This is a genomic window from Bacillus sp. EB106-07-01-XG149 (genome assembly GCF_058791555.1).
In genome coordinates, this window is sequence record NZ_JBYTDP010000002.1 from 790,813 (window position 1) to 816,522 (window position 25,710).

Annotated in this window: 29 protein-coding genes; 8 read left to right on the plus strand and 21 right to left on the minus strand. The window is 35.9% G+C overall.

Annotated elements, in window-relative coordinates; genetic code table 11:
- Positions 1-122 precede the first annotated feature (122 nt).
- Entirely contained in the window at positions 123-572 is a 450-nt protein-coding gene (locus AC3WTA_RS10205) for a YslB family protein (protein ID WP_000042225.1), read from the plus strand.
- A gap of 114 nt (positions 573-686) precedes the next feature.
- Here AC3WTA_RS10205 and uvrC read toward each other — a convergent pair whose 3' ends face one another.
- The 8 genes from uvrC to AC3WTA_RS10245 all read right to left on the minus strand — a co-directional run bounded on the left by uvrC (position 687) and on the right by AC3WTA_RS10245 (position 9,178).
- Positions 687-2,471: an excinuclease ABC subunit C gene (gene uvrC / locus AC3WTA_RS10210; protein ID WP_000544266.1), complete on the minus strand. Its 1,785-nt coding sequence runs from the start codon at positions 2,469-2,471 to the stop codon at positions 687-689.
- A gap of 147 nt (positions 2,472-2,618) precedes the next feature.
- The gene (gene trxA / locus AC3WTA_RS10215) at positions 2,619-2,933 is read right to left on the minus strand and encodes a thioredoxin (RefSeq protein WP_001018943.1); all 315 of its coding nucleotides are present in this window, start codon (positions 2,931-2,933) and stop codon (positions 2,619-2,621) included.
- Positions 2,934-3,143: 210 nt separating this feature from the next.
- On the minus strand, positions 3,144-4,121 hold the full coding sequence (etfA, locus tag AC3WTA_RS10220) for an electron transfer flavoprotein subunit alpha (protein WP_000101967.1): 978 nt from the start codon (positions 4,119-4,121) through the stop codon (positions 3,144-3,146).
- Positions 4,122-4,157: 36 nt separating this feature from the next.
- Positions 4,158-4,931, minus strand: coding sequence for an electron transfer flavoprotein subunit beta (etfB, locus tag AC3WTA_RS10225; protein ID WP_001029031.1), 774 nt, complete (start codon positions 4,929-4,931; stop codon positions 4,158-4,160).
- A 78-nt stretch (positions 4,932-5,009) separates the two neighbouring features.
- Positions 5,010-5,786: an enoyl-CoA hydratase gene (locus AC3WTA_RS10230; protein ID WP_000911294.1), complete on the minus strand. Its 777-nt coding sequence runs from the start codon at positions 5,784-5,786 to the stop codon at positions 5,010-5,012.
- An 11-nt stretch (positions 5,787-5,797) separates the two neighbouring features.
- Positions 5,798-6,385: a fatty acid metabolism transcriptional regulator FadR gene (fadR, locus tag AC3WTA_RS10235; protein WP_000742213.1), complete on the minus strand. Its 588-nt coding sequence runs from the start codon at positions 6,383-6,385 to the stop codon at positions 5,798-5,800.
- 106 nt (positions 6,386-6,491) lie between these two features.
- Positions 6,492-8,177 carry a long-chain-fatty-acid--CoA ligase gene (locus AC3WTA_RS10240; protein WP_000414732.1) on the minus strand — a complete coding sequence of 562 codons (1,686 nt, stop codon included), beginning with the start codon at positions 8,175-8,177 and terminating at the stop codon, positions 6,492-6,494.
- Positions 8,178-8,365: 188 nt separating this feature from the next.
- Entirely contained in the window at positions 8,366-9,178 is an 813-nt protein-coding gene (locus AC3WTA_RS10245; RefSeq protein WP_088107390.1) for a BclA C-terminal domain-containing protein, read from the minus strand.
- A 448-nt stretch (positions 9,179-9,626) separates the two neighbouring features.
- Between AC3WTA_RS10245 and AC3WTA_RS10250 the strand changes: the two genes are divergently transcribed.
- The 4 genes from AC3WTA_RS10250 (at position 9,627) to AC3WTA_RS10265 (ending at position 13,729) form a co-directional block, all read left to right on the plus strand.
- Positions 9,627-10,601, plus strand: a complete 975-nt coding sequence (locus AC3WTA_RS10250; RefSeq protein WP_097860503.1) for an ABC transporter substrate-binding protein — start codon at positions 9,627-9,629, stop codon at positions 10,599-10,601.
- Positions 10,602-10,608: 7 nt separating this feature from the next.
- Complete coding sequence (gene fhuB, locus AC3WTA_RS10255) at positions 10,609-12,645, plus strand: Fe(3+)-hydroxamate ABC transporter permease FhuB (RefSeq protein WP_001087097.1); 2,037 nt, start codon at positions 10,609-10,611, stop codon at positions 12,643-12,645.
- Positions 12,646-12,758: 113 nt separating this feature from the next.
- Positions 12,759-13,262, plus strand: coding sequence for a DinB family protein (locus tag AC3WTA_RS10260; RefSeq protein ID WP_000284969.1), 504 nt, complete (start codon positions 12,759-12,761; stop codon positions 13,260-13,262).
- A 134-nt stretch (positions 13,263-13,396) separates the two neighbouring features.
- The gene (locus AC3WTA_RS10265; protein ID WP_088107391.1) at positions 13,397-13,729 is read left to right on the plus strand and encodes a YfjL-like protein; all 333 of its coding nucleotides are present in this window, start codon (positions 13,397-13,399) and stop codon (positions 13,727-13,729) included.
- 60 nt (positions 13,730-13,789) lie between these two features.
- On the opposite strand, the gene AC3WTA_RS10270 is transcribed toward AC3WTA_RS10265, so the two are convergent.
- The 7 genes from AC3WTA_RS10270 to AC3WTA_RS10300 form a co-directional block, all read right to left on the minus strand.
- Positions 13,790-14,485 carry an ABC transporter permease gene (locus AC3WTA_RS10270; protein ID WP_000945190.1) on the minus strand — a complete coding sequence of 232 codons (696 nt, stop codon included), beginning with the start codon at positions 14,483-14,485 and terminating at the stop codon, positions 13,790-13,792.
- 24 nt (positions 14,486-14,509) lie between these two features.
- A complete protein-coding gene (locus AC3WTA_RS10275; RefSeq protein ID WP_141402910.1) occupies positions 14,510-15,382 on the minus strand; it encodes a DUF4097 family beta strand repeat-containing protein in 873 nt (290 codons plus the stop codon).
- A 34-nt stretch (positions 15,383-15,416) separates the two neighbouring features.
- Positions 15,417-16,121, minus strand: a complete 705-nt coding sequence (locus tag AC3WTA_RS10280; RefSeq protein WP_000945222.1) for an ABC transporter permease — start codon at positions 16,119-16,121, stop codon at positions 15,417-15,419.
- A gap of 34 nt (positions 16,122-16,155) precedes the next feature.
- Positions 16,156-16,317 (minus strand): hypothetical protein, encoded by a 162-nt coding sequence (locus tag AC3WTA_RS10285; RefSeq protein ID WP_165690484.1) that lies wholly within the window; start codon positions 16,315-16,317, stop codon positions 16,156-16,158.
- On the minus strand, positions 16,310-17,233 hold the full coding sequence (locus AC3WTA_RS10290) for an ABC transporter ATP-binding protein (protein WP_000221080.1): 924 nt from the start codon (positions 17,231-17,233) through the stop codon (positions 16,310-16,312). The genes AC3WTA_RS10285 and AC3WTA_RS10290 overlap by 8 nt, the downstream gene beginning before the upstream one ends.
- A 125-nt stretch (positions 17,234-17,358) precedes the next feature.
- Positions 17,359-18,294: a HAMP domain-containing histidine kinase gene (locus AC3WTA_RS10295; RefSeq protein ID WP_000247695.1), complete on the minus strand. Its 936-nt coding sequence runs from the start codon at positions 18,292-18,294 to the stop codon at positions 17,359-17,361.
- Position 18,295: 1 nt separating this feature from the next.
- Positions 18,296-18,988 carry a response regulator transcription factor gene (locus AC3WTA_RS10300; protein ID WP_000018044.1) on the minus strand — a complete coding sequence of 231 codons (693 nt, stop codon included), beginning with the start codon at positions 18,986-18,988 and terminating at the stop codon, positions 18,296-18,298.
- A 169-nt stretch (positions 18,989-19,157) separates the two neighbouring features.
- Here AC3WTA_RS10300 and AC3WTA_RS10305 point away from each other — a divergent pair, with 169 nt between their 5' ends.
- Both AC3WTA_RS10305 and AC3WTA_RS10310 read left to right on the plus strand, forming a co-directional pair.
- On the plus strand, positions 19,158-19,331 hold the full coding sequence (locus AC3WTA_RS10305) for a hypothetical protein (protein WP_001293585.1): 174 nt from the start codon (positions 19,158-19,160) through the stop codon (positions 19,329-19,331).
- Entirely contained in the window at positions 19,332-19,526 is a 195-nt protein-coding gene (locus AC3WTA_RS10310; protein WP_001014310.1) for a YwbE family protein, read from the plus strand.
- 39 nt (positions 19,527-19,565) lie between these two features.
- Here AC3WTA_RS10310 and AC3WTA_RS10315 read toward each other — a convergent pair whose 3' ends face one another.
- Complete coding sequence (locus AC3WTA_RS10315; RefSeq protein ID WP_001255863.1) at positions 19,566-20,765, minus strand: class I SAM-dependent rRNA methyltransferase; 1,200 nt, start codon at positions 20,763-20,765, stop codon at positions 19,566-19,568.
- A gap of 295 nt (positions 20,766-21,060) precedes the next feature.
- On the opposite strand from AC3WTA_RS10315, the gene isdG reads away from it, so the two are divergent.
- Positions 21,061-21,384 (plus strand): heme oxygenase, encoded by a 324-nt coding sequence (gene isdG / locus AC3WTA_RS10320; RefSeq protein WP_000587823.1) that lies wholly within the window; start codon positions 21,061-21,063, stop codon positions 21,382-21,384.
- A 65-nt stretch (positions 21,385-21,449) separates the two neighbouring features.
- On the opposite strand, the gene srtB is transcribed toward isdG, so the two are convergent.
- The 5 genes from srtB to AC3WTA_RS10345 all read right to left on the minus strand — a co-directional run.
- On the minus strand, positions 21,450-22,214 hold the full coding sequence (srtB, locus tag AC3WTA_RS10325) for a class B sortase (RefSeq protein ID WP_000095588.1): 765 nt from the start codon (positions 22,212-22,214) through the stop codon (positions 21,450-21,452).
- A 31-nt stretch (positions 22,215-22,245) separates the two neighbouring features.
- A complete protein-coding gene (locus tag AC3WTA_RS10330; RefSeq protein ID WP_000403736.1) occupies positions 22,246-23,016 on the minus strand; it encodes an ABC transporter ATP-binding protein in 771 nt (256 codons plus the stop codon).
- Positions 23,006-23,989 carry a FecCD family ABC transporter permease gene (locus AC3WTA_RS10335; protein ID WP_001036828.1) on the minus strand — a complete coding sequence of 328 codons (984 nt, stop codon included), beginning with the start codon at positions 23,987-23,989 and terminating at the stop codon, positions 23,006-23,008. The genes AC3WTA_RS10330 and AC3WTA_RS10335 overlap by 11 nt, the downstream gene beginning before the upstream one ends.
- A 27-nt stretch (positions 23,990-24,016) precedes the next feature.
- Positions 24,017-24,898 carry a heme ABC transporter substrate-binding protein IsdE gene (gene isdE / locus AC3WTA_RS10340; protein WP_002096287.1) on the minus strand — a complete coding sequence of 294 codons (882 nt, stop codon included), beginning with the start codon at positions 24,896-24,898 and terminating at the stop codon, positions 24,017-24,019.
- 69 nt (positions 24,899-24,967) lie between these two features.
- Positions 24,968-25,710: NEAT domain-containing protein (locus AC3WTA_RS10345; protein ID WP_492332870.1), on the minus strand; the 743-nt coding region annotated here is incomplete at its 5' end.

The following is a 25,710-nucleotide window of genomic DNA, read 5'->3' on the forward strand; positions in this document are numbered from 1 at the left end:
AATTTGCATATAATTTGCCAATTCTTTTTCCCTTCTTATATATTCAGATTTCCCCAAAGAAAAATCTGTTTTTATAAACGAGAAATGTTATATAATAATCCCTATAGAAAGAGGGGAATATTGTGAGTAAAAATACAATCGATACAACATCTTTAGAAGATGTTTCATTGAACGCCTTCGCTTATGAATTGCTACGTGAAGAATTACTACCTGATTTAATCGGTAACGATTTAGATGGTATTTTATACTGGTCTGGTAGAAACCTTGCAAGAAAATATCCACTAGAAACAATTGAAGAAGTCATTCAGTTCTTTGAAAAAGCTGGCTGGGGCACTTTAAGCATTATTGAACATAAGCGTCGTGAAATGCAGTTCCAACTTAAAGGCACACTCATCGCTGAACGTCAAAAACAAAACAGACATTCTTCTTATCAATTAGAAGCTGGATTCATCGCTGAACAAATTCAAAAGCAACGAAACGTCGTTGCAGAGTCCTATGAAGAAAAGAAAAAACGTTCAGACTCTATTACATTTCTTGTGAAATGGGATATAAAAGATCTCATTGAAGTGTAGCTTTACCTACAGTCAACTAGACATATAAGTTTAGTTGACTTTTTTGTATTTTCATTCAGTTAGGTTTATTTTAAATCTTCAGAAATTATACCAGAAAATAGAAGACGTTGTAAACTACAACGTCTTCTTATCCGCTAAATAAGTATAAATCGTCTCTGCGACATTTTTCGGCATACCCGCTTCGACAAATTCAGCTAAAGAAGCTTCTTTCATCTTCTTTAATGAACCAAAATGTTTTAACAATACCTTTTTCCGTTTATCACCGATTCCTGGAATATCATCCAGTGCTGATTGAATAACAGATTTCCCGTGTAATTGGCGATGAAATGTAATCGCAAATCGATGCACTTCATCTTGAATGCGCTGCAATAAATAAAATTCTTGGCTATTTCGCTCAAGCATCACAGGTTCAGGTGGATCTCCAATAATTAAATGGGAGGTTTTATGTTTGTCATCTTTTACAAGCCCTGCCATCGGAATATATAAACCGAGTTCGTTTTCTAGAACATCACTTACAGCTGCCAGATGACCTTTTCCACCATCAATAATGATTAAATCTGGTAAAGGCAAACGCTCTTTCAGTGCCCTTGTATAACGGCGTCTCACAACTTCTCTCATAGACTCATAATCATCTGGTCCTTGAACCGTTTTAATTTTATATTTCCTATATTCTTTCTTAGCTGGTTTCCCATCGATAAAAGCAATCATTGCAGAAACAGGATTTGTCCCTTGAATATTTGAGTTATCAAACGCCTCAATACGATAAGGTGTTTCAATCCCGAGCTGCTTCCCTAAATGATCTACCGCTTTAATCGTTCGCTCTTCATCACGTTCAATTAAGTAGAATTTCTCTTCAAGAGCAATCTTCGCATTTTTATTTGCTAATTCTACAAGATCTTTTTTCTTACCACGTTTCGGCTGTGTCGCTTCAACTTCTAAAAAGCGCTCTACTAACTCTGAGTCTATACTCCCTGGAACGACAATTTCCTTCGGCTTAAAATGACTGCTGTTCTCATAAAATTGACCGATAAACGTTAAAAATCCCTCTTCTGGTTCATCGTAGATTGGAAACATAGAAACATCACGTTCAATTAGCTTTCCTTTTCGAACGAAGAAAACTTGAACACACATCCATCCTTTATCAACTGCATACCCAAACACATCACGATCCACTAAGTCACTCATAATCATCTTTTGTTTTTCCATAATCGCATCGATATGAGCAATTTGATCACGCAACTCTTTTGCACGTTCAAATTCTAGTTTCTCTGAAGCTTCATACATCTTTGTTTCTAATTCTGAACGAACTTCTTTATGCCCACCATTTAGAAACTTAATAATTTCATCTACAATTTCTTTGTTTTGTTCTTCCGTCACTTCTTTCACACAAGGCGCTAAACATTGACCCATATGATAATATAAACAAACTTTATCGGGCATATTTGAGCACTTACGAAGCGGATACATACGATCTAGCAGCTTTTTCGTTTCATGAGCTGATTGTGCATTCGGATAAGGACCAAAATACTTTCCCTTATCCTTTTTTACATTTCGCGTAATAAGTAATCGCGGCTGTTTCTCAGCTGTAATTTTAATAAAAGGATATGTTTTATCATCTTTTAATTGAATATTATATTTTGGATCATGTTTTTTTATTAAGTTTAACTCTAAAATGAGAGCCTCTAGATTTGAGGAGGTTACAATATATTCAAAATCTACAATTTCTCCTACAAGCCGCAGTGTTTTTCCATCATGCGAACCAGTAAAGTACGAGCGCACACGATTTTTAAGCACTTTTGCCTTTCCGACATATATAACCGTTCCTTGCTTATCTTTCATTAAATAACAACCAGGTTGATCTGGTAAAATAGCCAATTTTTCTTTTAAATGTTCGTGCACTCGTTACCCTCCATTTCTACATGCTTAGCATCTTTATTTTCACATGAAAACATACTATGCCAAAACACCCAACATACGTTCCTTTATTGTAACGGAAAGGTGTAAAAAAGGAAAATAAAAAAGGCTACCAAATGGTAGCCCTTTATTTTAGAAGTGTTTAGAAACTAATTCTACTAACGCTTCTTTCGGTTTGTAACCTAACGCTTGATCAACTACTTTACCGTCTTTTAATACGAAAAGAGCTGGAATGCTCATTACTTCGAATTGACGAGCAGTTTCTTGGTTTTCATCCACGTCTACTTTTACTACTTTTACTTTTTCGCCTAATTCTGCATCAATTTCCTCTAATACAGGAGCGATCATTTTACAAGGTCCACACCAAGGTGCCCAGAAATCTAATAATACAACACCTTCGCTAGTTTCAGCTGCGAAGCTTTGGTCATTTGCATTTACAATTGCCATTTTATTTCCTCCTTCAAGTATATTCTACCAAGAGTATATCATTAACTTATATACGTGGCGAATAATATGTATCGTTATGTATTGTAACAAAAAAGTGTTCCTTTATACTATATAAAAATACGGATTAAATACTAAAAAGATGAGAGACAGGGGATCTCTCACCTTTTCTATATATAGGGGTACTTCACTTGGAACTCAAGGGTACTCAAATCATGAATGTACTTTTAACTTTTTAAACTCTTCTGTTAAAAGAGGTAAGACTTCAAATAGATCGCCAACAATACCATAGTCAGCTACTTTGAAGATACTTGCTTCTGGGTCTTTATTAATCGCAACGATTATTTTTGAGTTAGACATACCAGCTAAATGCTGAATCGCACCAGAAATACCGCATGCAATGTATAAGTCTGGCGTAACAACTTTACCAGTTTGACCAATTTGCAATGAGTAATCGCAATACTCAGCGTCACAAGCACCACGAGATGCTCCAACAGCGCCGCCTAATACGTCAGCTAACTCTTTTAATGGCTTGAATCCTTCTTCACTCTTCACACCGCGTCCACCAGCGATAATAACTTTCGCTTCAGAAAGGTCAACACCTTCTGCCGTCTTACGGACGACATCTTGAATAATTGTACGTAAATCTTTCACATCTACTGTAATAGAAGACACGTCACCACTGCGAGACTCATCTTTTTCAAGCGTCGCAATGTTATTTGGACGCACTGTCGCAAATAAGATACCGTCTGTTACAATCTTCTTCTCAAACGCTTTACCAGAGTAAATTGGACGAGTAAAGATAACATTTCCACCTTCAACATCTAAAGCAGTTACGTCAGAAACTAGACCAGCTTCAAGCTTCGCTGCTAATTTTGGTGATAAATCTTTACCAAGTGCTGTATGTCCAAATACAATACCTTCTGGCTTTTCTTCAGCATATACAGCTGAAAATGCTTGTGCATAACCATCAGATGTATATGATTTTAATTTATCATTTTCAACTGTCACAACGCGATCTGCACCGTAATGAATCAATTCATTTGCAAAAGAGGCAACGCTGTCTCCAACTAGAAGACCTACTACTTCACCGCCTTCTGCAATTGTTTTTGCTGCTGCTACCGCTTCAAACGAAACGTTACGTAGCGATCCATCACGAACCTCACCCATTACTAATACTTTACGAGCCATAGATTTTCCCTCCTGCATATATAATTTCGTATTTTATTAGATTACTTTCGCTTCTGTATGGAGCAACGATACAAGTTCTTTTACTTGATCTTGCAGCTCGCCTTGTAACACTTTTCCTGCATCTTTCTTAGGAGGCAAATAGATTTCAATTGTTTTTGTCTTTGCTTCCACATCATCTTCTTCTAAATCTAAATCATCTAATTCTACTTCTTCTAGTGGCTTTTTCTTCGCTTTCATAATACCTGGAAGCGATGGATAACGAGGTTCATTTAAACCTTGTTGTGCTGTTACTAAAACTGGTAATGAAGTTTCAATCACTTCCGTATCACCTTCAACATCACGCTCAATCTTCACGTTTGTACCGTCAATTTCAAGTTTTGTAATTGTCGTTACGTACGGAATATTTAACGCTTCTGCTACGCGTGGACCAACTTGTCCAGATGCACCATCAATTGCAACGTTCCCGCCTAAAATTAAATCTGCATCTTTATCTTTTAAATATTCAGCAAGTACTTTTGCTGTCGTGAACTGGTCACCATTTTCCACATCATCTTCAATATTAATTAATACAGCTTTATCGCAGCCCATCGCTAATGCCGTACGAAGTTCTTTCTCACTATCTTCGCCACCGACTGTTACAACAGTAACTTCGCCACCTTGTGCGTCTCTTACTTGAATTGCTTCTTCAATCGCATATTCGTCGTAAGGGTTGATGATGAATTCCGCTTCGCCATCGTAAATTGCACCGTTTTTAATTACGATTTTTTCTTCTGTATCAAATGTTCGTTTCATGAGTACGTAGATGTTCATTCCATTTACCCCCTTGTTTTTCAGAAAGATTCTATCAATTTTAATTTTCTGTTAATTTATATTAAAAAAATAATTGAACTACCTGCCACTAAATGAAGGCTTACGTTTTTCTAAAAACGCTGCTACACCTTCTCTTCCATCTTCACCCGTAAATACTTCACCAAAGATTTGAGCTTCGCGTTGTACACCTTCATAATAATGAGACGATTTCGTCGTTTGCAATAACTCTAGTACAGCACGAGTCGTCGCTGGGCTTTTTCCAGCAATCTGTTTTGCAACTTTAAGCGTATCATCTAAAAATGTTTCTTCAGCAAAAACTCCGTTAACAAGTCCCCATTTTAATGCTTCTGCACCAGTAATCGGTGTACTTGTTAACATCATTTCACAAGCTTTCGCTTTCCCAACATAACGTGGTAGTCGCTGTGTACCTGCAAATCCAGGGATTAATCCAAGTGTTAATTCAGGTAAACCAAGTTTTGCACTTTCAGTTGCAAAGCGCATGTGGCAAGACATAGCAAACTCAAGGCCGCCGCCAAGTGCCGCTCCATGAATTGCCGCGATAACTGGTTTTGAACATTTTTCAACACGCTCAAACGTAACTTGTCCAAGCTGCGCTAATTCTGTCGCTTGCTTCGCTTCAGTAACAGATGTAAATTCTTTAATATCTGCTCCCGCCGAGAAGAAGCGCCCTTCACCGTGAATAACAACAACACGAATGTTATCATCTTTCTCCACTTGATCAATTAATTCAGTAACATCATGCATAACTTGTGAAGACATCGCGTTGGCTGGCGCATGATTTAACGTCGCCACCGCGATATGATCTTCAACTCTTACAGATAGGAATTTCAACATGATCCCTCCCATTATTGACGATAACCACAAGCTGCAATAAGTAGCCCATGTACCGTTTTTGAAAGTGCGACCAGATCATACTTATGATCGCTCATTACCCAATTGGTCACAACTTCATCTACTGTTCCAAAGATCATTTGTCTTGCCACGCGAACATTTAAATCCGCTTGGAATTCACCTTGCTTTATACCTGTCTCTAAAATCTCATCCATAACTTGTAAGTAGCCTTTTAATACTTCATTTATTTTCAGGCGTAAGTCTTGATTGGACTGTCTTAGCTCTAATTGCGTAACGATAGCAAGAGGATCATTTTGTGATAACAGCAAGAAGTGCGTTTCTACCAACATGAATAACTTCGATACAGCGCTTTCAATTCCTGCTGTTTTTTGACGAATTGTTTCGACAAAATCTCCCATCTTCTCTTGAAATAAGGATATTAATATATCTTCTTTATTTTTAAAATATAAATAAATCGTGCCATCAGCTACCCCAGCTTGCTTTGCTATTTTAGAAACTTGCGCTTGGTGGTACCCATTCTCCGCAATCACAATGACTGCCGCATCAATAATTTGATTGTATTTCGGTCTATTTTTTTTCACTTTACTGTCCCCTTCAAGAAGATGACTGAATGAATAGTCATTCATATTCTTATAATACTGACTATTTAGAAAAGTGTCAATCCTATTTTTTCAAAAAGAAAGGGCCTTAGCCCGTTTGCTCATCCTCATTTTTTCTTTTCTCTTCATCTATTAGGACACGGCGTAAAATTTTTCCGACTGTCGTTTTCGGCAGTTCATCTCTAAACTCATATACTTTCGGCACTTTATAAGCCGCTAAATATTTACGCGCAAACTGGTTTAATTCTTCCTCAGAACACTCCGCACCTTCTTTTAACACAACAAATGCTTTAACTGTCTCTCCCCTGTACGGATCGGGAACTCCAATCGTCACCACTTCTTGCACTTTTTCATGCTCATATAATACTTCTTCTACTTCACGAGGATACACATTAAATCCACTCGCAACAATCATATCTTTCTTACGATCTTTCACATAGAAAAATCCATCTTCATCCATGTAACCAACATCACCTGTATGAAGCCATCCGTCTTGTAATACAGCTGCTGTTTCTTCTGGCTTATTCCAATACCCTTTCATAATTTGAGGTCCCTTTACAACAATTTCACCAAGTTCACCCGGAGGTAAAGCCTCTCCTGTTTCAAGTGACATAATGTTTGCCTCTGTATCTGGCCACGGCACACCAATACTTCCTGGCACGCGTTTTTCCCACAAAAAATTCCCATGTGTAACTGGCGACGACTCCGTTAATCCATAACCTTCTACCAATTTTCCACCTGTAACTCTCTCAAACTCTTCCTGTACTTCTACAGGAAGCGGGGCAGATCCACTAATACAAGCTTGAATAGAAGAAATATCATATTCTTTTAAGAGGGGACTATTTAATAGAGCAATATAAATGGTCGGTGCCCCTGGAAATAGTGTGACTTTATGTTTTTTTATCGCTTCAAAAACCATTTTCATATCAAACTTCGGAATCAGCACCATTTTATATCCTTGCATAATACTTAAATTCATTACAGCTGTCATCCCATACACATGAAAGAACGGAAGGACACCAAGAATTACTTCTTCTCCTTCTTTACAATTATATAGCCAATGAGCTCCCATTAAAGTGTTCGAAACAAGGTTTTTATGCGTCAACATAACGCCTTTCGGAAATCCAGTTGTTCCTCCTGTGTACTGTAAAAGAGCTAGATCATTTTCAGGATCACAAGACACTTCAACATTAACATTACTTTCTCGTTCTACTGATTTCCATAGATGAATCGTTTCGCTTTCCGACACATTCACAACAAGATTTTCCTGCTTTTTTTGTACAAATGGATAAAGTAAATTTTTAGGGAAGGGTAAAAAGTCCGCAATCCGAGTTACGATAATATGTTCAATTTTTGTAGCAGATTGAACATTCGTTACTCTCGGAAACACTAAATCGAGACAAAGAATTACTTTTGCTCCCGAGTCATGAAGCTGGTATTCTAATTCTCTTTCTGTATATAGTGGATTTGTTTGTACTACGATACCTCCCGCAAGTAATGTACCATAATAACCAATTACAGATTGCGGACAGTTCGGCAACATAATAGCAACTCGATCACCCTTTTCCACACCGAGCTTTTGAAGATAATTTGCAAACCTCTTCACCTTATCGTGGAAGTCTGAAAATGTAATATCCTTCCCTAAAAAGTGAAGCGCTTTCTTTTCTGGATAACGGGAAGCCACCTGTTCCACATATCCATGAAGCGGCTGAATATCATAAGAAATCGTACTTGGAATTTCTTCTGGATAACTTTTCAACCATGGTTTTTCCACCTTCATTCCCCCTTCAAATACATAAAAATAAATGAATGTTCATTCATGATGGTTGTTTTCATTATATTATAGTCGCCATAACGTTACAATCATAATATTCTGACTTTTATATAACTATGCTTCACTCCATTAACTTCTTATTATATGTATAAACTCTCCTAATCTTAAAAGAATAAAAGAGTTATTATTTAGCTCAACCTTATTATCGTTAACACAGCTCCTGGTGTAGTTGTTGATAACGTTGCAACAGCTAACAAACCAAATAGTTGCAAACTAATGGCACTTCCAGCCGCAAGAGTCGTAATAATTGTTGCACTAAATGATGTAGTTGCCAACGCAGGAGAATTGATCGTTCCAGCAAGAGGTGCACCATTGATTGTAATCCGCGAACTGACTAATAATGAAGCCGTTATATTAATCGTATATGAAATATAATAATTCCCAGCATTTGCAGCCGTAAATACTGTATTTCCCCCGGACACCGTAATTCCCGGACCGATATTCTGATTGTTTGGAAGTGGGACATTTGTTCCACCGAGAAGTACCGATATTGCTGAACCTGACGTATTATTTGCAAAAGCGTATGTTGCCGTTATACTTGTGCCAGTTGCCCCCGTGTCTCCTGTTGGACCTGTTACTCCTGTTATTCCTGTTGCTCCCGTCGGACCCGTTGAACCTGTTACTCCTGTTATTCCTGTTGCTCCCGTCGGACCCGTTGAACCTGTTATTCCCGTCGCTCCTGTTGGACCTGTTGCCCCTGTTATTCCCGTCGCTCCTGTTGGACCTGTTGCCCCTGTTATTCCCGTCGCTCCTGTTGGACCTGTGTCACCTGTTGGGCCCGTTGCTCCCGTCGAACCTGTGTCACCTGTTGGACCCGTCGGACCTGTTGGGCCAAGCTTAGGAACTGTCCCATCACAACTAAAACAGCATGAATCAACATGTACACTATTTTGATTATTACACCCACAATATCCATTTATATTATTGCTCCATGAAGACATGTTGATCACTTCCTTTACATTCGATCTTTTAAGTACAATCACCGAATTAGAAAACACCTATCTAAATAACAAAGAAATACTTTACCTAGTGGATAAACACAGATTTATTCCATACATTCTAGTAATTATTACATGCGATTCGCTCTCCTTTTGCTTGTACTTTCGCCCCATCTCCACAGATTATTAACCATATACATTACACTTTCGTACACAGCCAAGTTCCCATTTAAACTCTCCCATATTCACCAATTTTTTTAGTAAAGAGTCTTATTCTTCATAAATAGCGACTATAATATATAAAAATCCGTATAATTTGTTGTTTTTCGTCAAAATTTTAAAAAAATATTGACACTTAAAATATCCTCATAGTATGATTTTGGTGTTGTAATTGATAACCATTTTCACTTATGGCGCTAATTACAAAAAATACTTAATTTGGGGGCAGAAGATGAAGAGAATTCTCAGTATTTTCATAGTAGTTCTTCTATTCGCTGTTGGATGTGGACAGCAAAAAGAGGAGAAAAAAGAAACAAAGACAGACGATAAGAAACAAGCTATAACAATTAAACACGCTGAAGGGGAAACAAAGTTAGATAAACCAGCGAAAAAAGTTGTTGTACTTGAGTGGGTATATTCAGAAGACTTATTAGCGCTTGGTGTTCAGCCAGTAGGGATGGCAGACATTAAGAATTATAATAAATGGGTAAATACAGCAACAAAACCAGGTAAAGATGTTGTCGATGTAGGAACACGTCAACAACCAAACTTAGAAGAAATTAGCCGTCTAAAACCAGATTTAATTATCACAGCTTCATTCCGTAGTAAAGCTATTAAAAACGAATTAGAGCAAATCGCTCCTACAGTTATGTTCGATCCATCAACAAGCAATAACGATCACTTTGCTGAAATGACAGAAACATTTAAACAAATTGCAAAAGCAGTCGGAAAAGAAGAAGAAGGTAAAAAAGTATTAGCTGATATGGATAAAGCATTTGCTGATGCAAAAGCAAAAATTGAAAAAGCAGACTTAAAAGATAAAAACATCGCAATGGTACAAGCATTTACAGCCAAAAACGTACCAACATTCCGTATATTGACTGATAATTCTACAGCTTTACAAGTTACAAAAAAATTAGGTTTAACAAACACTTTTGAAGCTGGGAAATCAGAGGCAGATGGTTTCAAACAAACAACTGTAGAATCATTACAAAGTGTACAAGATTCAAACTTCATTTACATTGTAGCGGATGATGATAACATTTTTGACACGCAACTAAAAGGTAACCCTGCTTGGGAAGGATTAAATTTTAAAAAAGAAGACAGAATGTATAAATTAAAAGGCGACACTTGGATTTTCGGTGGTCCTGAGTCTGCAAAATCTTTAGCAACACAAGTAGCAGATGTAATGACAGCGAAGAAGTGATTACACGATGAATAGCTTACAACATACACTTCGAGCAAGTCTTGTATTCGGAGGAGGAGCAGCTCTCTTGCTCCTCCTTTTCTTTATTCATATCGGACAAGGTCAAGCAAACATTTCCTATAGTATGATTATTGATGCTCTTATCTCACCGAACCAATCACTAGAGCATCAAACTTTAATCATGCTTCGATTACCTAGAGCTGTAATTGCCATTTTAGCTGGCGGTGCTCTTGCTGCATCTGGGGTCATTTTACAAACGTTAACGAAAAATCCACTTGCTGAATCCAGTACAATGGGTATTCACTCTGGTGCATATTTCTTTCTAGTAGCAGCTACAATTTTCTTACCGAAAGGTTTGCAAATTAACTCACTTCTTTTCACATTTATCGGCGGTGCTATTACTGCTTTATTTGTATACCGTATTTCTGGTGGAAAAAAGGGAACCCCACTTAGAATGGCACTAGCTGGTATGGTCGTTACATTAATGCTTTCTGCCTTTACCGGAACGATGCAGCTTTTCTATGAAAATGAAACAGCTGGTTTATTTTTATGGGGAGCTGGATCTCTTATTCAAAATAACTGGGATGGCGTTCAATTCGCTTTTCCATTTATCATTATTTCTTTCCTAGTTTTACTATTTATGTCTCGTAAACTCAACATTCTCTTACTTGGTGATGATGTTGCTGTTTCTCTTGGTGAAAAAACAGCAGTAACACGTCTTATCGCCTTCATTGCTGCGATCTTTTTAACAGCAGTAATTGTAACTGTTGTTGGACCAATTGGATTTGTCGGCTTAGTTGCACCACATTTAATGCGTCTTATTGGCTACCGTCAACACTTTACTCTCCTTCTCTCTTCTTTCTTATGGGGAGCTGTACTATTACTTGGAGCTGATGTCGTTGGTAGACTAATAGATCCAACTGGGGCTGAACTTCCTGTCGGAGCAGTCACGGCAATGATTGGATCACCTTGGCTTATTTATTTAGTGTATCGAATGATGAAATCGAAACAATATATGAATGATAACGGCGCAAATGCAGCTGGAGCTAGTTCTCGCTATTACTCTTATAAAAAGGTAATCATTATCTCTATCACACTTTGCATTGTGACGATTGCTCTTGGTGTTACAATCGGTAGTAACGCTTATATCGAAAGTATTAAAAATGTTATATCAGGACAATTAACACAATTTGATAAAAATATGATGATGAACCTTCGTTTACCAAGAATGCTCGTTGCTGCTATTGCTGGCGCATGCCTTGCAATAAGCGGGCTTGTTTTCCAAGGTATATTACGAAACCCACTCGCCGATCCTTCTATTATTGGTATTTCATCGGGAGCTGGTGTTGGTGCTTTAACTATTATGTATGTCTTTCCCGCACTTCCTGGTTTCTTCCTACCAATTGGTGCATTTATCGGCGGACTACTTGCAGTTGGAATTGTCCTCTTCTTCTCATGGAAATCAGGATTTAGCCCAACAGCCCTTGCTTTAATAGGAATTGGTATTTCAGCTCTTTGCTCAGCGATTATTCAGATCTTTATCGTTAGAGCAAATTTGAACGTTGCTGCTGCTTTAACATGGCTATCAGGTAGCACGTATGCAAGAGGATGGAATCACTTAGAAAATATCATTCTATATCCATCGCTAATTCTTGTGTTCATTATCTTTTTCTTAATAAAACAACTTGATGTTCTCGTACTTGGAGACGATTTAGCAACGGGACTCGGGCAACCAGTAAATAAAACGCGCCTTGCTCTCATTGTGTTAGCAACACTACTTGCATCTGTAAATATCGCAGCTGTCGGTACGATTGCCTTTCTAGGTCTTGTTGCACCACACTTAGCACGAATCGTCGTTGGTATGAATCATCAAAGATTATTCGTTTGCTCCGCACTATTTGGAGCAATCCTTCTTTCCATTGCTGATTTACTCGGACGAACAATTGCATACCCGAAAGAAATCCCTTCTGGCCTTGTCGTTGCTGTACTTGGAGCACCTTATTTCTTATGGTTGATGAGGAAGAATGGGAAGAAGGTTGGTTAAAAAAAGAGGCTTCTTAATATGAGAAGCCTCTTTTTTATTCGTTCTGATAGGTTAAAAGGAAACTATCTTTTTTTCACGAATGTAACCTATGAACATAACTAGGAGGGATAAATATGTACCAAACTATTGAAGGCTTCTTGCAATCATGGACATACGAGGCTGAGTCTACTCAAAAGATGCTCGATGCATTAACCGATGAATCTTTATCACAAGAAATTGCACCTGGACACTGGACGTTAGGCAGAGTTGCTTGGCATATCGTGACGGCAATTCCTGTTATACTATCTGGCACAGGGCTTAAGTTTGAAGGAGAAACGAAAGATTATCCTGTTCCACCTTCTGCAACAACAATTGCTGATCAATACCGTAAAGTGAATGTAGCTTTTGTTGAAGCTCTTCAAGGCGAATGGACAGATAAAGACTTAGCTACTATTAATGACTTCTTTGGTCGTCCTATGCCGAATTTTATATTTTTAATGACACTCATTAATCATCAAAATCACCATCGTGGACAAATGACGGTTTTAATGCGACAAGCTGGCTTAACAGTCCCTGGCGTATATGGTCCTGCAAAAGAAGAATGGGCTGCAGCTGGAATGGAAGCTCCTAAAATGTAACAACAAAAAAGGACAAGGTGTTTACACATCTTGTCTTTTTCTGTAACTTGTTTCATGTGAAACTATTTTCTACTAAATGGTATTTTATGAGAAAATACGTTAAGATAAATTCATATTAATTGGAGGGAACTAAATTGAATACAAAAAACAAAAAAATAACAATAAGAACTCTCTTATTAACTTCTATCATTGGCGTTATCGGTGTATCTCCTTATTTCACAAGTTATGGTACCCCTTGGGGAAAACAAACAGCAATTGCTGAATCAAAAGAGTATATTACAAAATACTTTAATCTAGATGCAAAAGTCAAAAATACTTCTTACGATTCTAAAATGAATAGCTATGCAATCGCCTTTGAAACAATTGAAGATGGAGAATTTACTATCGAATATAAAGGTCCTAATAACTTTAACATTTCTCCAGGAGTACAAGAGTATTTAAGCAAACACTATAATTTTACAGAGTAGTAACGAAGCATACATATACAAAAAAGAGTTGGTATAACGCCAACTCTTTTTTTATTCTTGTCATACTGTTATATCTTCCTTCTCTATATTTTTAATTCCGTAATATGCAATCGCAGCTCCAATCGCTGCAAATGTGAATTGAAGAGGAAGAAACGTCGCTATAGGAAATATGGGCTGGTTATTAATTGCGATTAATACAACGATAATAGAAGAAACGATTGTAGTCGGCACTGAACGTTTACGCATTCCGAAATATAGAGGAATTAAGCTTATTCCTGCCGTGGCAATGGCTAAAGGAATAAGATTTATCCCTTCTTGAATCAATTGATCTACTGTGAATGAATTAGGAAGAATTGAAAAATAACTATCTATCCCAAAGAAAATTCCTACTACTAAAATGTTCGATACAATAACTGTTATAAATGTTAATGTTGCTGTAATGGCCAACTTACTAACCATCATTTTCTTTCGGTTAATGGGATAAGAAAACATGAGTAATATTGTTTTGTTTTTATATTCATCAATTATTAGTTTCGCTATGAGTACACCACCAAAAATAATGAATGTTGCTCGTACTAATGTACTAGCCATCAACAACATTGTCTGTGGATCCCTTATTTCCGGATCACCTTCTACTTGAGCAACGATGCTCGTAAAGATCATTAATGCCAGTATAGCGATATTTGTAATAACTGCCCCTTTCACATACCAGCCAAGCTTAAACTTTTTCAATTCTAGCTTCATAAGACGTAGCATAATAGTCCTCCTTTCATTTTAAATTTAATCGATATAAATCGCCCCTGTTTTACTTAAAATCTTCACTTCGTTTTTTGCATCACCGATGGTTCCTTCTTTTATCTTTTCTGTATTTTTATCTTTCTTAAGTCCTTTTAAATCTATCATTATGTCAGTCGAATTACTTTTGGCCGTAAGTTTCAATGAAGCTGGGACATCTTTATACCTTACGCCAATGTCGCCTGATTTTGTTTCTATAAATAATGATTGTCCTTCTGTCATATCTTTCAATAATACTTCCCCAGATGTTGAAGTGATGTTCATATTTTCATTTTTTATATTTTTCACATAATTATCACCAGTAGTAGAAGTTATATTTACTTCTTGTAATGAACTATCTTTTAACATTAAATCTCCACTTTCGAATGTGAACTCCCCCTTATCTGCCGATAGTCCTACAATCATTTCATCTCCAGACTTGCCTTTTGTCACAATACTTTTTACTACTATATCGCTTATTTTCACATCACCCGCTTTATTATTTAATACAATTTTATCTATTTCTTTCTTCGGAATAGCTATAGATATACTATTTTTCTTCCTAAACGTAAAACCATTAAAGAATCTGTTCATCCTTTGCTTTTGCTTAATCACAACTTTATTTCCTTCATGTTCTATTTCGACGGGATCTAGATTGTTATCTGCTCGTTGACCTTGAGCGAAAATCACTATTTTGTTAGCGTCTGTACTTTTAAATTCAATATCCCAGTTTTCATTGTCCACTTCTATTTCTTTTATATGATTTATCTCAAAAGACTTTTCTTTCTTAAAATCTTTCCCCTGAAATGTCTTAAAACCAAAAACCACACTAGCAATTGTAATTAATAATATCGCAATTACTATTATTTTTTTCACCATTCATACCCCAGTTCGTTTTTGTTTTAGGCTTGCTTCACGCCACATCGATCTTGTCGATTTTACGAAACGATAGATAACTAATGAAAATCCCTAATAAACAGAGCACTATTGGGATAGCTATAAAATCAAACATACTTACTTGATTGCTTTCAGCCCCAACGTTACCACTAATCAGCATACCAATTATTACTGCCGAAGTAATCGTTGTCGGTGTTGATTTCTTTCTCATCCCAAAAAATAAAGGAATTAAACTTATACCAGATATCATAAATGCACTTATAATAGTAGCTGGAACGATAGCTATTATTTCGCCTATCGTAGCAGGTGTTTCAATCAGTCCCATCATTGGACTCACAAAATATACGAGCAAACTAATAATAAAAGTAGCGATAATCGTGCTCACAAAACAAAAACAAAAAACAATTGTTAATTTCGCTCTCATTAACATTTTCCTTTGCAGTGGGTACATAAATGATAGTTGTATCGTTTTGTTCTTATACTCATCAATTACTAAACGTGATAAAATGACCGAACTAAAAATAATGAATGTTATTCTAATAAAAATATTTGCTAAAGCCATGTTCTGTGTGAAGTCAGAGAAGAGCACGGCTCCCTCGGCTTTCATTCCCAATGCCATAAGGCTTACTGCAGCGAAAATTGCTATAATACAAATTGCTACACTTTTAAAGTAACTAGATAATCGATGCTTTTTCCACTCAAGCTTCATTAATCTAAGCATACAAACCACTCCTCCATTCTTTATATAACTATCTCTACGCTGCTAACATTCTAATTCCAGCAGTAACGAAGCTTAACATTCCTATTACTATTAGAATTAATAACCATTTCCGCTCAGGTTTTCTATAATATAAAATCCCACTTAGGAACATTACGATCAATCCACTTAGTAGATTCACTAACAATCCATTAAGCATGAATGCCCTCTCCATCCATTACATTTAAGAAATATTCCTCTAAGGAACTATGTTTCTTATTAATACTTTCAATTTCCACATCATTCATAATAAGTGCTTTTGAAATAGCTTGCTGCGTCACCTTTAATTCGTACACACGAATCATGTTTCCACTCATTATTTTGTAATTTTTTATACCGAGTTTATCTTCTAAAATATAAGCTGCACGCTTCACATCAGGAACAGTAATTTCAATGTACTCTGTTTGTTTTCCGTTAATACTCTTCATTGAAACTTCTTTTATTAGTTTTCCATTTTGAATTACACCAATTGTATCCGCCATTAGTTCCATCTCGCCTAAAATATGACTAGAAACTAATAACGTAATACCATATTCTTTGCAGAGCATTTTAAATAAGTCTCGTAATTCTTTAATACCAATTGGATCTAAACCGTTAATCGGTTCATCTAAAATGAGTAATTCTGGCTTTGTCATGATTGCTCTTGCAATACCCAGTCGTTGCTTCATACCTAATGAAAAATCTTTTACTTTTTTATCATCTATACCGTGCAGTTTCACTAAATGTAAAGCATGATCAATTGCGCTCTTGTCGTAATACCCCATATATTCACAATGTAATTCTAGGTTTTCCTTCGCCGTTAATTTATCATAAAAGATTGGATATTCGATAATTGTCCCCATGCGCTTTAACAATTCATAAGATGTATCCGTTAACTTCTCACCAAAAATTTCAATATCACCGCTCGTCGGTTTTATTAAATTTGTGATCATTTTCATAATCGTTGTTTTACCTGCACCATTCGGTCCTAAGAAACCGTATATCTCTCCTTTTTTTACATGCATGTTAACGCTAGAAATAACTTCTTTCCCTTTAAACACTTTCGTTAGCTGATTCGTTTTTAATATATATGTCATGTCATTTTCTCCTTTCGCACTACTTTATATTTCTATAATAGACAACGGAAATCTCTTTTTTCTTACCCGTTCCTTACAAATTCCTTACGCTGAAAAAAAGCTTGTAGAATTTACTTCTCTACAAGCTAAAACAGCATCTTTTTTAATACAACTGTAAAAATTGTTTTTTCATACGGCTTACTAGAAAGATGTATTTCTCCGTCCATCGCTTCCACAAGCCTTTTCGTAATCGTTAATCCTAGACCGCTTCCTTGATACAATCTATTTCTTGAATCTTCAAGTGTGTACATACGCTCAAACACTTTATCAATATGAGATTCATCAATTCCTTTTCCTGTATCCCATACATCTATATACACACTCGTTTCATCGTCTCTTAATGTCATCCCAAGTGTCTTTCCATCGTCTCCATATGTAATTGCATTTGATATTAAATTATTTAATACTCTACCTAATACTTCTACATTTCCAAGTGCATATATATTTCTTTCTGGTATATCAATATGAACTTGAAATCCTTTCGTCGTCACTAAATCATAAAAAGACAAAATCTTCTCCCGACAAACTTCATTCATATTTACTTTTGTCATCTCGATTGCCTTGTCACCAGACTCTAGTTTTGCCAAATCAAAAAACTTATGAATCAGTTCCATTACTTCTAGTGTTTTTACATGCACCTTTTCAAGTAATGTTTGCTGTTCTTCTTTATTTATCGTTTTATCCTTATTTAACATTTCTGTATATCCAAGAATAACTGTTAGTGGTGTCTTTAAATCATGTGAAATATTTGAAAGCATTTTTCTCATCGAAATTTCTACTTTTGCATGATCCGCATTCGTTTTCTGTTTTGCATCTAATAGTTGATTAATTGCCACTAATAATTTTTGCAATTCTAGATCATCTGTCATAACGAGTAACTTCTCGCCTGTTTGTCCATTTACAATGCTCTCTAACTTTTCATATGTGTATCGTAAATTTTTGCTACTATTTTTTCTCATTTTATATTGTATATAAATGACACATAACAATATAAAAATAAGAGCCATTAATAAATTGACCATATTACATCACTTCCAGCTTATAACCGATGCCCCATAACGTTTTAATATATTCTGGATTAGATGGATCACTTTCAATTTTCTCGCGCAACCTTCTCATATGAACATTAATAACGTTATCATCACCGTAATACTCTTCGTTCCAAACTAACGTATATATTTGCGCTTTCGTAAATACACGATTTTGATTCTTTACGAATAGCTTTAAAATCTCAAATTCTTTTAAAGTAAGTTTGAGGGGCTTCCCGTTTTTTTCAACCGTAAAATTAATTGGATTAATTGTTAAATCACCAATTTGAATTATCTTTTCTGTTGTTTCTGTAGTCGAATATTTCGTAGACCTCCGAATACCCGCTTTTACACGTGCAGCCAATTCAATCATAGAAAATGGCTTACAAATGTAATCATCTGCTCCCAGTCCTAATCCAACAGCTTTATCAACATCTGTATCTTTTGCCGACATCATTAAAATCGGAACTGCACTTTTTTCCCGAATGATTCGCACAACCTCTAAGCCATCTAGCTTTGGCATCATAATGTCGAGGATAACTAAATCAAAGGATGATTTAAAAAATGCTTGCACCCCTTCTTCTCCGTCAGACGCGATTGTAACTTGAAAACTTTCTTTTATTAAATACTTTTCCACCATCTCTTGAATTGAGATATCATCTTCAACTAATAAAATATGATGTGACATATGTCTATCCCCTTTTTCACAAACATTAACATTTCAATTGTATCGTAACCAATGAATACTGGAAAGAATTATATGAATTTTCAAACCAACTTCCCTTCCTTCCTTAACAATGATATGATAAAATTCACTACTATTGTTCATAATTAACTTTATATAAAGGAGACTTATCATGTCAGAAAACAAAAAAGTAAGCTTAGCTGATTTAATGCGTGAACAACTTGCAAAGAAAAAGCAAGGAAATGGAAATGGTTCAAATAATACAAATCAAAGCCAAGAAACGAAAAAATTACAAAACCAACAAACAAAGAAAACAAACAACCAACGTAGACGTACAGGTGTATAAATGAACGGACAAAAACGCTCTAATATCGCACCCGGTCTTGAAGTTGATATTGTATTAAAACAAGATCAACGCACCGGTAAATTAACACGTGGAATTGTAAAAGATATTTTAACTAACTCCCCTTCTCATCCGCATGGCATTAAGGTGCGATTGCAGGACGGGCAAGTCGGTAGAGTACAAAATATCGTTCAATAAGAAAAGGAGCTCAAGTAAACTCGAGCTCCTTTTTCTTTATTAACCTTTAATTTTCTCGATGAAAACTACTTTTAAATAGTCTCCCTCTTTAAATTGATCAATGGTACGAAAATCTTCTGGTAAAGAATGTTCTTCTAATATTTTGTATTTACCATTCATTTCTTTAAATGCTGTATCGATAAAGCCTTTAAACTTTTTCATATCGAATGCGCTACAATTTGTAGAGGCAACGATAATCCCATTATTTTCTGTAATCGCAATTGTTTCTTTTAATAAGTTTTTATAATCTTTCGCTGCACTAAATGTATATTTTTTTGAGCGTGCAAAGCTTGGAGGATCAAGTACAACCATATCAAATTTCATCTTTTTCTTAGCTGCATATTTGAAGTAAAGAAATACATCTTCTACAATAATATCTTGCGCTTCATAATCAACTTCATTTACACTAAATTGCTCAATCGTTTTACTTAAACTACGATTTGCAAGGTCGACACTCGTCGTTTTATTCGCTCCGCCAAGCGCTGCAAATACAGAGAAAGCACCTGTATAAGAGAACATATTTAATACTGTTCTCCCCTTTGCATATTTATCACGAATTTGTTTTCGAACGTTACGCTGATCTAAAAATACACCAACCATCGCTCCGTCATTTAAATAAACAGCAAAGTTCACACCATTTTCTTTTACGATAAGCGGGAACTCGCCGCGCTCTCCTGCTACGAAATCATCGCCTTCAATGTATTTCCCTTTCGTATCAAAACGCTTTTTCTCATAAATACCTTTAAAGTTTGCTACTTTTTGAAGAGCTGCTATAATCTCATCTCTGAAAGTATAAATCCCTTCACTATACCAACTGACTACATAATAGCCGTCATAATAATCGATAATTAAGCCTCCAAGACCATCACCTTCACCATTTAGGGCACGGAATGCTGTCGTATCACTTGATTTGTAAAATTGCTTTCGTTTATGTAAGGCAGATTTTATTTTACTTTCAAAGAAAGATTGATTAATTTGTTCACTCTCTTTTCTCGTTAAAATCCAGCCGTATCCTTTATTTTGTTTTCCATAATAACCTTTTCCGACAAAATTGTTCTTCTCATCTACTACTTTAATGATTGTTCCTTCTTCCTGAACATCATTTAAATTTTGAATCGCATCTTTTAAAATAAGCGGATATCCACTTTTAATTTCTTTTATAAATTTCGGTTTTATTTTTACAGTTATTTCTGATCGCATATAATAACTTCCTTTCCATTTGCATGCTTTCTCTATAGGAAGCATTTAAAAAACGAGCCTGAAAAAACAGCCTCGTTTCACTATACCATATTATTGCTTTGCTAGTACAACTCGCTCATTCTCTCACTTAACCGCCACATATTTACTACATTTTGAAACGGAAATCCCACTGTTCAAAATAATAAAAAAACTTATTTATTCCACATTTACCATTGACAATGATAATGATTTTCATTATCATTTAATGTATATGAGTTCTCGAAAATAAAGGCTACATTTATAGGAGGAATAAAACATGATTATTGTTACAAATACAGCTAAAATTACAAAGGGAAATGGACATAAATTAATTGAGCGTTTTAATAAAGTAGGTCAAGTCGAAACGATGCCAGGCTTTTTAGGATTAGAAGTTCTTTTAACGCAAAATACAGTTGATCATGATGAAGTAACAATTAGCACACGCTGGAATGCAAAAGAAGATTTCCAAGGTTGGACGAAGAGCTCAGCATTTAAAGATGCTCACTCACATCAAGGCGGGATGCCAGAATATATTCTTGATAATAAAATCACTTACTACAATGTTGAAGTTGTACGTATGCCAATGGCTGCAGCACAGTAAACATATTTCTTTTTTAAAGTATAGAATATGAGAAGCGTTACCACTTCTCATATTCTATACTTTTTTTACTGTCTCTTTACTAGTTTCGCATGCACGACTAACCTTCCTGCTTCCGGATCAAGTGCATAGTCACACGTCGAAAGTGTTACGATTTGATCATTTGCTGTCAATTTTGTATCCGTTTTGTACAGCGACTTTTCTTGAATTTTCTCCAAAAATGATGTGTATTCCGTATCATTGCTAAAATCCGTTTCAATGTAATAAAAATCAGTTGTTGTTGTATACACCGAGAACACTTCAAGATCATATCCTTCAAATAATGTATCGTAATATAATTTATGATGCGACATGAAGAACTCTTCATCTAACATTTTCTTTAAACTTCCAAACATAGAACCATCTTTCATACGGTGACCATATAAAATAGTATTTCGATTTTGAGATTTCACATCATTACGATAGTCCATAAAAATGCTGCCTGCTCTCATATCTTCACCTTTATAATTACGAAATAAATAGTAATCATTGTCTTTCGCCTGAACGATTGGATAATTAATTTGTGTATCGTCCATCGTAATCCATCCAACTATTTCTTGGTTAATTTGCTGCAGAGCTTTGAACTGTTTACGTACTTCCCCGTCTTCTGATTGCTCTTCCATCGGACTCTTTTCATAAATGTTTTGTGCTTCGGCCATTACTTTACGATTTTCATAGTAATCCATAAAAATATCACCTAATTCATATACTGAATAGAAAAAGGTACCTAAAAAAACAACTGTAAGTATTCGTTGAAAAAAAGAATTCTTCTTCCGTTCTTTTTTACTACTCAAATTATCACCTCAAAACGGATTGTTCGCATATTTAAATACCCATCGGGACCATATACAACCCTGTATCTTCATCTTGCTTTACAACGACATCTACACCGTATATCGTCTTTATCATACTTTCTGTCACAACATCATTCGGCTTACCTTTCGTAACAATTTCGCCATCTTTCATAACGATGATATGATCACTATAGCGAATCGCCTGATTGATATCATGTAATACCATAACGATTGTCAATCCATGTACTTCATTTAACTCTTTTACTAGCTCTAATATTTCAAGTTGATAATAAATATCTAAATAGGTGGTCGGTTCATCTAAAAAGAGCATTGGTGTTTTCTGAGCTAACGTCATAGCAATCCAAACACGTTGTCTTTCTCCACCAGATAAAGCATGAATCTCTTTATCACGTTTACTTAGTAAATTCGTACATGCTAAAGCCCTTTCGATTGCTTCTCTATCTTCATCAGTTTGCGAGGAAAAAATATTTTTATGAGGCATACGACCATAACTTGTTAATTTCTCTACCGTCATATCTGCCGGTGCTTCATTTTGTTGATGGACAACGGCTAACTTTCTAGCAAACTCTTTCGGTTTATATTGACTAATCGCCTTTCCATCCAGTATTATCTCTCCGCTACGAGGGTCGTGATTTCTTGACATCACGCCAAGTAATGTCGATTTCCCGCAACCGTTTGGACCAATAATTGTTGTAATTTTACCAATTTCTATTTCACTACTAACCGACTTTAATCGATCCGTTACATTATCATACGAAAAGGTTACATTTTTAATTTCCATGAACTTTATCACTCTTTCTAAGCAAGAATATTAAGAATGGGCCACCAATAACTGCCATAATCGTCGCCGCTGGAATTTCGTTAGGTGGCACAATTAACCTTCCAATCGTATCCGCCGTCAAAATTAATAACGCTCCTGCAAGAGCAGAAAATGGAATTAATACTTTATGATCTGAACCGACTAGTTGTCTTGAAATGTGCGGAACGAGTAATCCTACGAAAGCGATAACTCCTGCAATCGCTGTTGATACTGCTGCTAAAAGTACTGCAATAGCAGAAATAATAAGACGAACTCTCGTTACGTGCAAACCTAAGTTTTTCGCAGTCTTATCTTGTAGCGATAATAAGTTACACCAAGCTCCTACAAACAGAGCAAGAATAAGACCAATTGTTCCATATGTAACCATTATTTCTACATCGCCCCACGTCTTCATCGTTATGTTAGAAGTCGTCGTTTGCTTAATACTCTTAATGAAGTATCCGCAAATCGTAATGAACGATTCATTTAATCCAGTGAACATTGCATTAATAGCTATACCAACTAAAATAATGCGAAGCGGACTTAACCCTGACTTCCATGAAAATGCATAAACGAGATAACATGCAAACGCACCACCTAAAAAGGCGAATACGGGTGTCCAGAAAAAGAATTGCGGGAATAACGTAATAATAACAAGTGTCATAAAACTTGCCCCAGAAGATATCCCGATTACCCCAGCATCAGCAAGTGGGTTTTTCATAACAGCTTGAAAAAGCACACCTGAAACGGCCAGAGCTGCTCCAGTAAATAGTGCAATAATAATACGTGGGAAACGTAAATCTTTAATCACTTCAACATCTTCATTCCCCCCTGTAAATATCCCTTGCACAAGCTCAACAATACCTATTTCTAAACTCCCTTTCATCGCTGACAATGATGTCATAACAATAAGCAATGCAGTAACAATGAGGAAACTCCAAGTTTTTTTATTCATTCCACTCTTCCTTTATATTAAAATGCATCACGGATACATCATTTTTTTCAATTCATCTAACGCTTCCATTGCTGCTAAATTACCTGTCGTCCCAAATAAGCGCTCTTCTAAATCGTAAACACGGTTATTTTTAACTGCAGCGAAATGTTTCCAAATATCATTTGTTTTAAATTCTTTATCAAACATTTTCACAACTTCATCAGGCATACCATGAGCTGCTCGTAAAATAATATCTGGATCAGCTTTTTTTAAATACTCTGTATTAGAAGCTAAATACTCTACTTGTTCACCTTGCACAATATTTTTACCACCTAGTTGTTTCACTAAATCTCCAATATAAGAATGCTCTGTTGCTACTAAATAACTCCCTGGTACACCTAATAAAATAAGCACTGTCGGTTCTTTCTTTCCCTTTACTACTTTTTTAATCTCTGCAACCTTGTTATCTAACTTCGTTACAACTGCTTCAGCCTGCTTTTCACGTCCATATTGCTTACCTAAATCGCTAATGGAATTTTGCATATTTTTCAAGCTTGTTAAATCTAAAAAGTTTGCTTTCATGCCCACACCATCAAAAACTGGCTTTAATTCATATTCAAGTGTTGTCACGGATAATACTTCTGACGGCTTTAACGATTTTACCTTTTCCATATCAGGACTCATCGGATTCCCGACTTCTGGTAAACCTTTATATCTCTTTGGTAAATCTTTCGTACTTGTTGGAACACCAACTAAATCTACTTCTAACGCATCCATAATTTCAGTAACAGCAACTGTCGTTGCAACAATTCTCTCTTTACTCTCACTCTTTACCTGTTTTGCTGCTTCTTTTTTGGGCGCCGAGCATCCAGCTATACTCACTAATAGAATGATAGCCATTAGTACACTAGCAATTTTCTTCACTCTCAATCACCACTCCTTTCCAAACAATATGAAACAAGTCTTGATGCATGCGAACATGCATCAAGACTCCAAAAATTACAATCTTCCTGCTCTATATTTACGAACTAGTAAAGCAAGTGACCCAAGCAATAGCACCATGTATAAACCTAGTTGTGCTGTATCTGCCGTTTTTGAGTTTTTCTCTTTTTTTGGATCATTTTTTTGATCTTCTTTTTTCTTCTTATCATCTGCATTTCGGTTAAAGTCAGGATTATCTACTTTTTTCACATTATCTACTTTCGGTGTAATCACTGGATTGTTCGGATCATTTTTCGGATCTTTTTTTGGATCCTCTTTAATTGTGCCTAACGCACCAATATTATTTGTATCAAATTGAATTTGGACATCGTAGAAATGATGGTAGTTCATTTCATTGATATCAACTTTTACTTTTGCATTTAATTTTGCAAATAAATCACTTACTTCAAATTGCACTACTCTCGTATTTGCATTTTTATCTTCGCTTACTACTTTCGCATCAGCAAAAAGACTGTTATTTTCCGTTTGGAATTTTGTAATCCATGCACTATTTTTCAACGTCATCTCAATGTACTTTTTACCATCTTTAACGATTAATTTTGCTGGGTGTACAGTATAGTCATGCATCTTTGAAAGCTCATTTGTTTTATCTTTTAACACTTTAAATGGAATATCATATTGACCATCCACTAAATTTTTCGGATCAACTATTACTTTTGGTTGATTATTTCCGCCTTGGTTGTCGTTTCCGCCTTGGTTGTCGTTTCCACCTTGGTTGTCGTTTCCGCCTTGGTTGTCGT

Coding starts and splice junctions, on each gene's coding strand:
- AC3WTA_RS10305 (WP_001293585.1), top strand. CDS start 19,158: ATGTCAGAAAACAAAAAAGTAAGCTTAGCTGATTTAATGCGTGAACAA.
- trxA (WP_001018943.1), bottom strand. CDS start 2,933: ATGGCAATTGTAAATGCAAATGACCAAAGCTTCGCAGCTGAAACTAGC.
- AC3WTA_RS10330 (WP_000403736.1), bottom strand. CDS start 23,016: ATGGAAATTAAAAATGTAACCTTTTCGTATGATAATGTAACGGATCGA.
- isdG (WP_000587823.1), top strand. CDS start 21,061: ATGATTATTGTTACAAATACAGCTAAAATTACAAAGGGAAATGGACAT.
- AC3WTA_RS10250 (WP_097860503.1), top strand. CDS start 9,627: ATGAAGAGAATTCTCAGTATTTTCATAGTAGTTCTTCTATTCGCTGTT.
- AC3WTA_RS10290 (WP_000221080.1), bottom strand. CDS start 17,233: ATGACATATATATTAAAAACGAATCAGCTAACGAAAGTGTTTAAAGGG.
- AC3WTA_RS10315 (WP_001255863.1), bottom strand. CDS start 20,765: ATGCGATCAGAAATAACTGTAAAAATAAAACCGAAATTTATAAAAGAA.
- AC3WTA_RS10260 (WP_000284969.1), top strand. CDS start 12,759: ATGTACCAAACTATTGAAGGCTTCTTGCAATCATGGACATACGAGGCT.
- etfB (WP_001029031.1), bottom strand. CDS start 4,931: ATGAACATCTACGTACTCATGAAACGAACATTTGATACAGAAGAAAAA.
- AC3WTA_RS10275 (WP_141402910.1), bottom strand. CDS start 15,382: ATGGTGAAAAAAATAATAGTAATTGCGATATTATTAATTACAATTGCT.
- etfA (WP_000101967.1), bottom strand. CDS start 4,121: ATGGCTCGTAAAGTATTAGTAATGGGTGAGGTTCGTGATGGATCGCTA.
- AC3WTA_RS10280 (WP_000945222.1), bottom strand. CDS start 16,121: ATGCTTAGATTAATGAAGCTTGAGTGGAAAAAGCATCGATTATCTAGT.
- AC3WTA_RS10295 (WP_000247695.1), bottom strand. CDS start 18,294: ATGGTCAATTTATTAATGGCTCTTATTTTTATATTGTTATGTGTCATT.
- AC3WTA_RS10300 (WP_000018044.1), bottom strand. CDS start 18,988: ATGTCACATCATATTTTATTAGTTGAAGATGATATCTCAATTCAAGAG.
- AC3WTA_RS10245 (WP_088107390.1), bottom strand. CDS start 9,178: ATGTCTTCATGGAGCAATAATATAAATGGATATTGTGGGTGTAATAAT.
- fhuB (WP_001087097.1), top strand. CDS start 10,609: ATGAATAGCTTACAACATACACTTCGAGCAAGTCTTGTATTCGGAGGA.
- AC3WTA_RS10270 (WP_000945190.1), bottom strand. CDS start 14,485: ATGCTACGTCTTATGAAGCTAGAATTGAAAAAGTTTAAGCTTGGCTGG.
- AC3WTA_RS10285 (WP_165690484.1), bottom strand. CDS start 16,317: ATGCTTAATGGATTGTTAGTGAATCTACTAAGTGGATTGATCGTAATG.
- AC3WTA_RS10310 (WP_001014310.1), top strand. CDS start 19,332: ATGAACGGACAAAAACGCTCTAATATCGCACCCGGTCTTGAAGTTGAT.
- AC3WTA_RS10230 (WP_000911294.1), bottom strand. CDS start 5,786: ATGTTGAAATTCCTATCTGTAAGAGTTGAAGATCATATCGCGGTGGCG.
- AC3WTA_RS10335 (WP_001036828.1), bottom strand. CDS start 23,989: ATGAATAAAAAAACTTGGAGTTTCCTCATTGTTACTGCATTGCTTATT.